The 8,904-nt window shown below is 48.3% G+C and carries 9 protein-coding genes; 3 read left to right on the forward strand and 6 right to left on the reverse strand.

The window, feature by feature from the left end:
• Window positions 1–118: 118 nt before the first annotated feature.
• The 4 genes from ACTQ3A_RS06380 to ACTQ3A_RS06395 all read right to left on the reverse strand — a co-directional run bounded on the left by ACTQ3A_RS06380 (window position 119) and on the right by ACTQ3A_RS06395 (window position 2,846).
• Entirely contained in the window at window positions 119–703 is a 585-nt protein-coding gene (locus ACTQ3A_RS06380; RefSeq protein WP_441494441.1) for an NUDIX hydrolase, read from the reverse strand.
• A 13-nt stretch (window positions 704–716) separates the two neighbouring features.
• Entirely contained in the window at window positions 717–914 is a 198-nt protein-coding gene (locus tag ACTQ3A_RS06385) for a hypothetical protein (RefSeq protein WP_441494442.1), read from the reverse strand.
• A 179-nt stretch (window positions 915–1,093) separates the two neighbouring features.
• Window positions 1,094–2,611, reverse strand: a complete 1,518-nt coding sequence (locus ACTQ3A_RS06390) for a L,D-transpeptidase family protein (protein WP_441494443.1) — start codon at window positions 2,609–2,611, stop codon at window positions 1,094–1,096.
• Window positions 2,586–2,846 (reverse strand): hypothetical protein, encoded by a 261-nt coding sequence (locus tag ACTQ3A_RS06395; RefSeq protein ID WP_441099696.1) that lies wholly within the window; start codon window positions 2,844–2,846, stop codon window positions 2,586–2,588. Before ACTQ3A_RS06395 ends, ACTQ3A_RS06390 begins: the two co-directional genes overlap by 26 nt.
• 252 nt (window positions 2,847–3,098) lie before the next feature.
• Between ACTQ3A_RS06395 and trxA the strand changes: the two genes are divergently transcribed.
• The 3 genes from trxA (at window position 3,099) to ACTQ3A_RS06410 (ending at window position 5,763) form a co-directional block, all read left to right on the forward strand.
• Window positions 3,099–3,479 carry a thioredoxin gene (gene trxA / locus ACTQ3A_RS06400; RefSeq protein WP_441099695.1) on the forward strand — a complete coding sequence of 127 codons (381 nt, stop codon included), beginning with the start codon at window positions 3,099–3,101 and terminating at the stop codon, window positions 3,477–3,479.
• 365 nt (window positions 3,480–3,844) lie between these two features.
• Window positions 3,845–4,267, forward strand: coding sequence for an Hsp20/alpha crystallin family protein (locus ACTQ3A_RS06405; RefSeq protein WP_441494444.1), 423 nt, complete (start codon window positions 3,845–3,847; stop codon window positions 4,265–4,267).
• A gap of 377 nt (window positions 4,268–4,644) precedes the next feature.
• The gene (locus tag ACTQ3A_RS06410) at window positions 4,645–5,763 is read left to right on the forward strand and encodes a DnaJ C-terminal domain-containing protein (protein ID WP_441099693.1); all 1,119 of its coding nucleotides are present in this window, start codon (window positions 4,645–4,647) and stop codon (window positions 5,761–5,763) included.
• 272 nt (window positions 5,764–6,035) lie between these two features.
• Here ACTQ3A_RS06410 and trmB read toward each other — a convergent pair whose 3' ends face one another.
• Both trmB and ACTQ3A_RS06420 read right to left on the reverse strand, forming a co-directional pair.
• Complete coding sequence (gene trmB, locus ACTQ3A_RS06415) at window positions 6,036–6,797, reverse strand: tRNA (guanosine(46)-N7)-methyltransferase TrmB (RefSeq protein WP_441099692.1); 762 nt, start codon at window positions 6,795–6,797, stop codon at window positions 6,036–6,038.
• Window positions 6,798–7,547: 750 nt separating this feature from the next.
• Window positions 7,548–8,741 (reverse strand): pyridoxal phosphate-dependent aminotransferase, encoded by a 1,194-nt coding sequence (locus ACTQ3A_RS06420; protein ID WP_441494445.1) that lies wholly within the window; start codon window positions 8,739–8,741, stop codon window positions 7,548–7,550.
• Window positions 8,742–8,904 lie beyond the last annotated feature (163 nt).

Here is an 8,904-nt window from a genome sequence, read left to right on the forward strand (position 1 = left end):
GAATGCGATCCCTCTCTGTCTTCCCGCGCGCACAGGTTTTTCACTTCACCGGTTTTTACCCGCTCCTTTCTTCCTCCGAATGCGGTTCCTCTCTGCCTTTACCGCGCGCACAGGTTTTTCACTTCACCGGGGGGTTATCCGCATACGTTTTCTCAGCCTCACTGTCATCGTCCGCATGCCGTTTCTCCGCGTCCAGTGCCTGAAGGATTCTGCTGTAATGAAGGAAGTGTCCGGACTCGCCGATTCTGCGGATTTCATCAAACGGAACGACCCGGAATCCTTCTGTCTCTTCCTCCTGCGGCACGACATCCTCTTCAGAGAAGTCTATGTGGAAATGGTAAATATCGGTGAAATAATTATCACCGCCCTCCGGATCCGTGTTCTGATAGGAATATACGCATCCGCCATCTGCCTGGGAGACGTCCAGACCGGTCTCCTCTCTCACCTCACGGCACACCGCCTGAAACGACGTTTCCCCGGCACGGACGCCTCCCCCGGAAACCTCCCAGTCGCCGGCTGCCCATTTCTTGTTCTTCTTCCTCTGCGTGATCAGAAATCTGTGATCCGACCGCTCGACCAACGCAATCACAACCAGCATATATTCACCGGGCTGCAATCTGTACGCTTTACGGGGAACCTGTCTTCCGGTTTTCTCTCTGTCTGAATTATAGATGTCGATATATTCCATATTCTTCCGCTCCATACTCTGTGCGTCCTTACCCTGCGGACTCCGGTTCCGGCGGCTTTCCATCTCCGGCTACGGGTTCGTAATCCGAAAGATTTCTGTCTCCGGCTACGCATTTGTAATCCGGCAGATTTCTGTCTCCGGCTACGCATTTGTAATCCGGCAGATCTCTGTCTCCGGCTACGGGTTCATATTCCGGCGGTTTTCTCTCACAGATCCCTGATTCCATCTCCCTGTTTCCTGAAAATCACCCGGAACATTAGTATAACACATCTTTTCGCATATCATACCGTAAACGTGAACCGCCCGCAAGCCGAATGACAGTATAAAACAGGCCCTTGCCTGAATCTTCTCCAGGCAAGGGCTTCCATATTGGATTTCTTTGACTTTTTGTGACTTTGACAGGCCTTAGCCCGCAGCGTTTTTGTCGTAATAAACGCCCTCGGTCTGCACCGGTGCCGGAGCGGGTGCCAGCGTGTACCCCGCTGAATAATAAATGATCACCGGTTCTCTCACCGATACCAGATTATAGATCTGAGCAGCCGCGTCAAGCGGAAGATTCAGACATCCATGAGAGCCGTTTGCGATATAGATATCTCCTCCGAACGCCCCTCTCCAGGTTGCGTCATGCATGCCGCATCCGGAATATGTAAACGGCATCCAGTAACTTACCGGCTGCGTATAGGTATAGTAGTTTTCCTTGCCGGCAATCTGATCTCCGAGCAGCGTGGCATCCTTTTCCTTATTCAGAAGCATAAACGCTCCCTCCGGTGTGTGATAGGATTCATTCATTGTTCCGGATACACAGTCAGTCTCGTAAGCCACCTGACCATTGACGTACACCCAGATATGCTGCCGGCTCAGATCCGCCTCGACGTAATTCTGTCCGAATCCGTTGTTGTCATCCGGAGATGCATACGCCGTAACACTGTATACCGGCTCCCTGGTCGTAACCGCCCCGCTGTTCAGTTCGTCGGTCAGCTGAGATATTTCTGCTGACTGGTTCACCTCGTAGCCGTAGTACCCGGTACCCTTGATGGTGACGTCCCCGATTCCAGTTGCATGGAAGGTCCGATCAGCGTTGACCGTGTCGGTATCCGCCGCCAGCTGAGCCACATAATCCGCGATATGCTGGTTCCATGCCGCGTCGTCCTTCGTCCAGGAGCCATCCGCATTCTGCGTCAGCCAGTTCACCGTCGTTGATCCGTCAAGTGTGCGTGTAGATGTCGGAAGGGTATACGTGATGCTTGCGCTGACCGCCTGATTCAGGGCAGCGAGCTGCTGATTCAGAGCTTCATTGTCCGCAGAAATCTCCGCGTTCTGATAGATTCCGTCTGTTGTCGTTAGATCCAGTTCCTTCTGACAGCCGGACACCGCGCTCTCCACCGCGCGCAAAACTGCTCCCTTATCCAGTACCGTGCCGTCCGACTGAGGTACAATTGCAAATCCACTGTCCGTTTTCTCGATTCTTGCGTTGACCGGCTGCGTCATATTGGCATCCTGCATCTCCGGAAAGTTGTTCACCATGTTCTGGAGGTCCGACACCTTGTAGAGAAAATCACCGTTTGGAGTTGTAACGGTGCGCTGCTCCGACTCATCCGTGCTGTCCGCATCCGAACTCACCCTGTCTGTGAAAACACCCCGGATTACTTCCTGTCCGTTCCGGAATTTCACGGTAAGACTGTAGTCCTCACCAGGTGTTTTCTTCAGCTCTGTCTCTTCCGAATCCGCCGATTGTGTGTCCGAAGCTTCAACAGAAAGAGCCGCCACGCTTCCAATAGATTTATGATTGTGATTGGAGCTCCCCGCTCCCTTTCCTCCGATAACGAACAGACCACACAAAATTCCTATCGCTGCGATCAGACACACAAGCGGGAGAACCAGTCTGCGATACCGTCCTTCAGATTTCCTTTTGTTTGTCCCCATACGAATTCCTCTTATCCGTTCCGAACTCTTCTTTATAAAGCTCTTCTTTAATAAAACTATTCTTTATAAAACTATTCCTTATAAAATAAATAAAGAATATTCTATCTTCTGCAGGTCTCACCAGCTTCAGGGTCTTTCTGTATTCCGTCCTGAAACACGTATTTTCAATATTATAAATCTCTTCAGCCTTCCCGTCTATCCTGTAGACACTTTTTATACATAATGTATTTCTCAATGTACCTTTAATTGTTATTATATAGTGTGTACTATACAGTGTAGTACACACTATGTCAATCCCGTGTCATGAACTTTCTTTTTCAATAATTCAACGATCGCAACATCAACATCATATCTTAAATACACAAATGAAACCTTTTCCATTCGCAGTTTCGCTGTGTGTTTATATGGAAAGTATGCACGCGCAAAATACCCGATACGATTTTAAAAAAAACGCTTGCGCGCAATTTAATTTTGTGATACATTGTAATTGTTCAATACAGGCAATACAAAAACTTATCAGCGAATACAGATAAACCACAGGAGGAATAACACCATGGTGAAAATGATCAATCAGAACGATTTCGACGCGGAGGTAATGCAGGCAAAGGGTCTTGTCGTTGTAGATATGTACGCGGACTGGTGCGGTCCCTGCAAAATGATGGCTCCCGTTATGGACAGCCTCTCCGAGGATTATGATGATGTCAAGTTTGTAAAGATCAACGTAGACAATAATCCGGATGTCGCTGCAAAATTCGGCGTACAGAGCATCCCGAACTTCGTATTCATTAAGGACGGCCAGAAGGTCGATCAGGTGGTCGGCGCAAGAGACTCTGAGAGCTTTGAGGCAATCATCGACAGGAATAAATAATAAGTCGGATCTGGAACTTTTGCCGGACTGTGATCATCACAGTCCGGCGTTTTTTTGTCTCAGGCTTCACGGCCACAAACAAGCTGTGATGGATGTCTGAAAAAGTTTTTTAAAAAAATTAGCACTCACCTATTGACAGTGCTAATAACCGGTGCTAGTATACATAATGTCAGAAGAAAGCAGATGATAATCCAAACAGCATAGTGGCTGAGAGGGGGATGAAGAAAAATCATCCGATTCTGAGAAGTGCCGCAAGGAATCCACTGCAGCTCTTCTGTTAGAAAATAAATGTGAAATTACATGAACTCATTCAGAGAAACAGGCATTTTCGAAACGGAACGAATGAGCAGAAGGAGGAATGACTTATGATGTATATGCCAAGTATTTTCAGAAATGATTTTGTAAATGATTGGACAGATGATTTCTTCCAGGCACCGTTTTTTGAGGAAAATGGAGTGATGAAGACAGACATCAGGGAAGACGAAAAGGGCTATGACTTTACGGTTGAGCTTCCCGGATTCCGCAAAGAGAATATTTCCCTGAGCCTGAATGAGGGTGTTTTGAATATAAAGGCCGTGAAGGATTCCAAGGAAAAGGACGAGAAGGAAAAGGACGGCAAAATCGTTCGGATCGAGAGATACAGCGGGAATATGGAGCGCAGTTTCTATGTCGGCGATGATGTTTCCGAGAACGACATCACGGCAAAATTCGACAACGGCGTTCTGAATATTCATATTGCAAAGAAAGAACCGCAGACTCCTGAACCGAAGAAGATTGCGATAGGCTGATAACTGATCCGTTCAGACAGCTGAAAGCAGTGTCAGACAGGGTCAAGCGACACCCGGAAATCAAGGAAACGAGATAAAACACGCTGCGCGAGTTTTATCTCGCTATCGCGACGCTCGCCGCACACGAATACTTCGCATTCGGCTGCGGCTCACTGTTCGCGTAAATTTATAAGCTGTCATGTCACTGAGAGATTCAGTCGGCGTGACAGCTTTTTGAGAATACAGAATAAAATTTTCATCCATGCAGGCATGAGGCAATATATCACAGCCGCATCACGATGAACCGAGGGAATAAACAATCAGAGGCGTATAATATATGAGCATAGCATTAAACAGAAGGGGTATGAAATCCAGGAGAGGAAGAAGGTGAGATAATTATGAAGAAGGATTTTTACGAGGTGCTTGGTCTTCCCAAAGGAGCTGATGAGAACGCGATCAAGAAAGCCTTCCGTCAGCTGGCAAAGCGCTATCACCCGGATATGAATCCCGGCGATAAAATGGCCGAGAAGAAATTCCAGGAGGTCAATGAAGCGTATGCTGTCCTCAGCGATCCTGAAAAGAAGCGGATCTATGATAAGTGTGGCATGGCTGCATTTGAGAATGGCATGGATCCGAAAAAATATGAAGAGGCATATGATGCGTACGGCGGCAGAAGCGATTTTGGCGGCGGCAGGGCCGGAGCTGAGGATTTCTTCCGCAACTTCACAGGGGGAAACGGCGGAACGAGCTATAGTTATCAATCCTACGGCCCGGATGGCAGGAAATATCAGTCCTTCCATTTTAACGGAGATGGCGCAGATGACATCTTCGGCCAGATGTTCGGAAATATGTTTCATGGCAAAACCGGAGACTCCTTCAGACACGGCCGTGCCTCTGAAGGTTACTCATCCGGATCAGGGTTCAGCGGCTTTGGACAGGACGGAACCGGTGGATTTTATGAAGGCATGGACAATGCCGACTACGACCTTCATTCAGAAATCACCATCGGCTTCATGGATGCGGTCAACGGATGCAGCCGGAAGGTACAGCTTTCTTCCCCGGATGGCCATGTAAGCACTCTGGAGATCCGCATACCGGCAGGCATCGAAGATGGCAAATCCATACGTCTGAGAGGTAAGGGCCATCAGAAACCGAATGGTGCCAGTGGTGATCTGATCATCAAGGTTAATGTTCAGAATATGCCCGGATTCGAGCGTAAGGGAAATGATTTGTATACAACCGCAAAGATTCCATACACGACAGCAGTCTTCGGCGGCGAGACCGAGGTTCCCGTACTCAACGGAAGAGTCGTGTGCAGAATTCCGAAGGGCACACAGTCCGGAAGCAAGATCAGATTGAAAGGCAAAGGCGTAAAAGATATGAAAGGCGTCTGCGGGGATGAATATGTCACGATTGAGATTGCGGTTCCAAAGGTTCTCACGCGCGAAGAACAGAAAGCACTGAAGGCATATCAGGCCGCGGAGAACCGAAGCGGCACAGCCGCTTCCGGTGACTAATCCAACCCGCAGGAACAAATCTGACCATGCACAAAGAACAAAGGAGACAGACCGGATCCGCATCCGTCCTGTCTCCTTTAATTTACGCGAACAGTGAGCCGCAGCTGAATGCGAAGTATTCGTGTGCGGCGAGCGTCGCGATAGCGAGATAAAACTCGCGCAGCGTGTTTTATCTCGCTTTTACTCCTCGAAGATACACCCGGATCTTCTTTACGTTACACCCGGATCTTTCCGTTACACCCGGACCTTTCCATTACACCCGGATCTTTCCGTTACACCCGGATCTTTCTGTCGCATTCAGAGTTTTTCTCTTTCCGGGGCACTGCGATGAGCTTACAGATCCGGTTTCCTCTGGCTGAGAATTTTTTCTCATATTCCGTCATGATATTTCCCTGATTCATCTCCGGGTCATTGTGAAGATCAAAGGTATACTGCAGAAGCTTCCAGCCGTTTTCACGAATCTCTTCCAGCGAAAAATCAAAGAGCTGCCGGTTATCGGTTTTGAATTCCAGCCGTGCTTCCCTGCTCATGATTTTCTCGTAAAGTTTCAGAAATCCGGACGATGTCAGACGTCTCCCCGCGTGACGGTCCTTCGGCCACGGATCCGAAAAATTCAGATAGATCCCGTCGACCTCCCCCTCTCCAAATACCTCTGTCAGTTGTCTTGCGTCCATCCGGAGAAAACGAAAATTGCAGTTCCTCATCAACCCCGGCCTTTCCTTCACATCTGCGGATAGGCCATGAACATTCTCCGGATCTGCTCCTGCCCGAATTCTCGCTCGCATCTCCGCCTTCTGAACCGCCCGGAACAGAACGCTGTCATACATCTCGATTCCGATAAAATTGCGGTCCGGGTACGCCTCCGCCATATCCATCAGAAAATGTCCCTTTCCCATCCCGATCTCAATATACAGCGGCTGTTTCTTCTCAAAAACACCGTCCCACCTGCCACGGAAATTCTCCGGATTCTGTATGCAGTACTCACTGCTGCGAATCACATCCGCAGCACCCGGTATATTACGCAGCCTGCTCATCTATTTTCTCCTCCATTATCCTCTGTATCCGCTTCATCAGCTTCACCTTTATCTGCTTCATCTTATCTGCTTCACCTTATCTGCTTCACCATTGTCTGCTTCACCTTTATCTGCTTCGTCTTGATCTGTTTCATCTTTATCCACACCCGCTTTATCCCCATCCGGCATCCACCTGCCCTGCATCGAATCATCTGGTTCTCCCGGCGAACCCCGCCGCACAATCCAGCCCTGTCACAGTTCTCCAGCCGGGAGGTGACTCCATATACACTCCATATAGCCCCATATATATGTACAAATTACATGTGTGTGAACCTTCGGACGTACCCGTTTTCAAAAGAGCGACACCATGTATATGTACGAATTACAGAAACGATTCCATATTTTGTCAGATTTTTTTGAGGATCACCACACAATTCAGAGATAGGGAATCTAATAGTTTCACTATAGAAAAGTCAAGGCTTTTTCACGGGTTTTTCCGGATTTTGGATATTTTGGAGATTGTTCACAAAACATCTGTTCACGATTTTCTCTTATGTAACCATGTAATTTTCCCCACATTTTTGTTGATAATGTGGATAACTTCGTGGATAACTCTATTTTATGCGCCTTTCCGGCCTTCTGAAATGTTGATTATTTTGTGAATGAAAATCTCAGCTCAAAGAAATTTTTCATCGCAGCTTCTTCAATTTGTGCACTTTTTTATCTGGGGTTTATCAGGAGAATTTTGTATACAAAAGTGGCAATACATTTTCAGATTCTGCCGTAGGCTTGTGCCAGATTCCGGAATGCCGGCAGGCTTCTTCGGATCTGATCTGTCGTCACACAATAGGCAATCCTCACATATCCGGGCGTGCCGAAGCTGTCCGCCGGAACAAGCAGAAGCTCAAAATCCTTTGCTCTCTCACAGAATGATACCGCATCCTCCTCCAGAGCCTTCACAAACAGATAAAACGCGCCGTCCGGATGAACACAGGTGTACCCATATTCCGTGAGAGCGTCATAGAGAAGATCCCGGTTCGTCCTGTACACAGACAGATCCGCGACCTGTCCGACGCACCTTTCGATCACATGCTGGGCAAGGCTCGGCGCACAGACATATCCCAACGCACGGCCCGCTCCCGCAACTGCCGCATACAGATCCGCTGCCTGATCCGCCTCATCGGGAATCAGAATGTAGCCGATCCGCTCGCCCGGCAGGGAGAGCGATTTGCTGTAGGAATAGCATACCACTGTGTCCCGGTAATATTTTGTCATATACGGAACCATGATCTCTTCATCATACACAAGCTCACGGTACGGCTCGTCTGTAATCAGATAAATCGTATGCCCGTACGCCTGCTCCTTCTCCGCGAGAAGAGAGGCCAGCTTTTTCACAGATTCCTCACGGAACACGACACCGGAAGGATTATTCGGGGAATTGACAAGAACCGCCTTCGTTTTATCTGTAATTACTGCATCCAGATTATCAAAGTCGATCTGGAAAGTCTCCGGATCGGTCGGAGAGGTGACCAGCTTTCCTCCAGAAGTCTCGACAAACACACGGTACTCCGGAAAAAACGGGGTAAACGTAACAAACTCGTCCCCCGGCTGAGCCATTGCAGTTATCGTAATCTTCAGTGATGCCGCCGCTCCGCACGTCATATACAGATTAGACGCTTGAAAAGAGGTACCGAATCTTCGATTCAGATCCTCCGCGATCGCACGTCTTGTATCCAGATCGCCCGCTGCCGAGGTATAACCGTGAAGCCAGATATCATCATGTGTATCAATTAGGTTCTTATACGTCACATTCACATCCGCCGGAGCCGGAACATTCGGATTCCCGATGCTGAAATCAAACACATTCTCCTCTCCGATCTCAGCCTTTCTTCTCTTGCCATACTCAAAAATCTCACGAATCTTCGAAGGTGCTTTCCCCAGCTGTTCCATCTGTGTGTTAATCATTGTGCTGACCTCCATTTTCTTATATACGCACATTTCCATAAACGCATATTCTTATTTACTAAAACTTCCCATAGCAAAAATGGGCTTCGCACCTTGAAAACTCAATAATACAGGCAATCAGATAGGATCTTTATGCCGCTAAACCCGCCTTTGCCAGCGAATT

Source organism: Bilifractor sp. LCP21S3_F8, assembly GCF_052117805.1.
Taxonomy (GTDB): domain Bacteria; phylum Bacillota; class Clostridia; order Lachnospirales; family Lachnospiraceae; genus Bilifractor.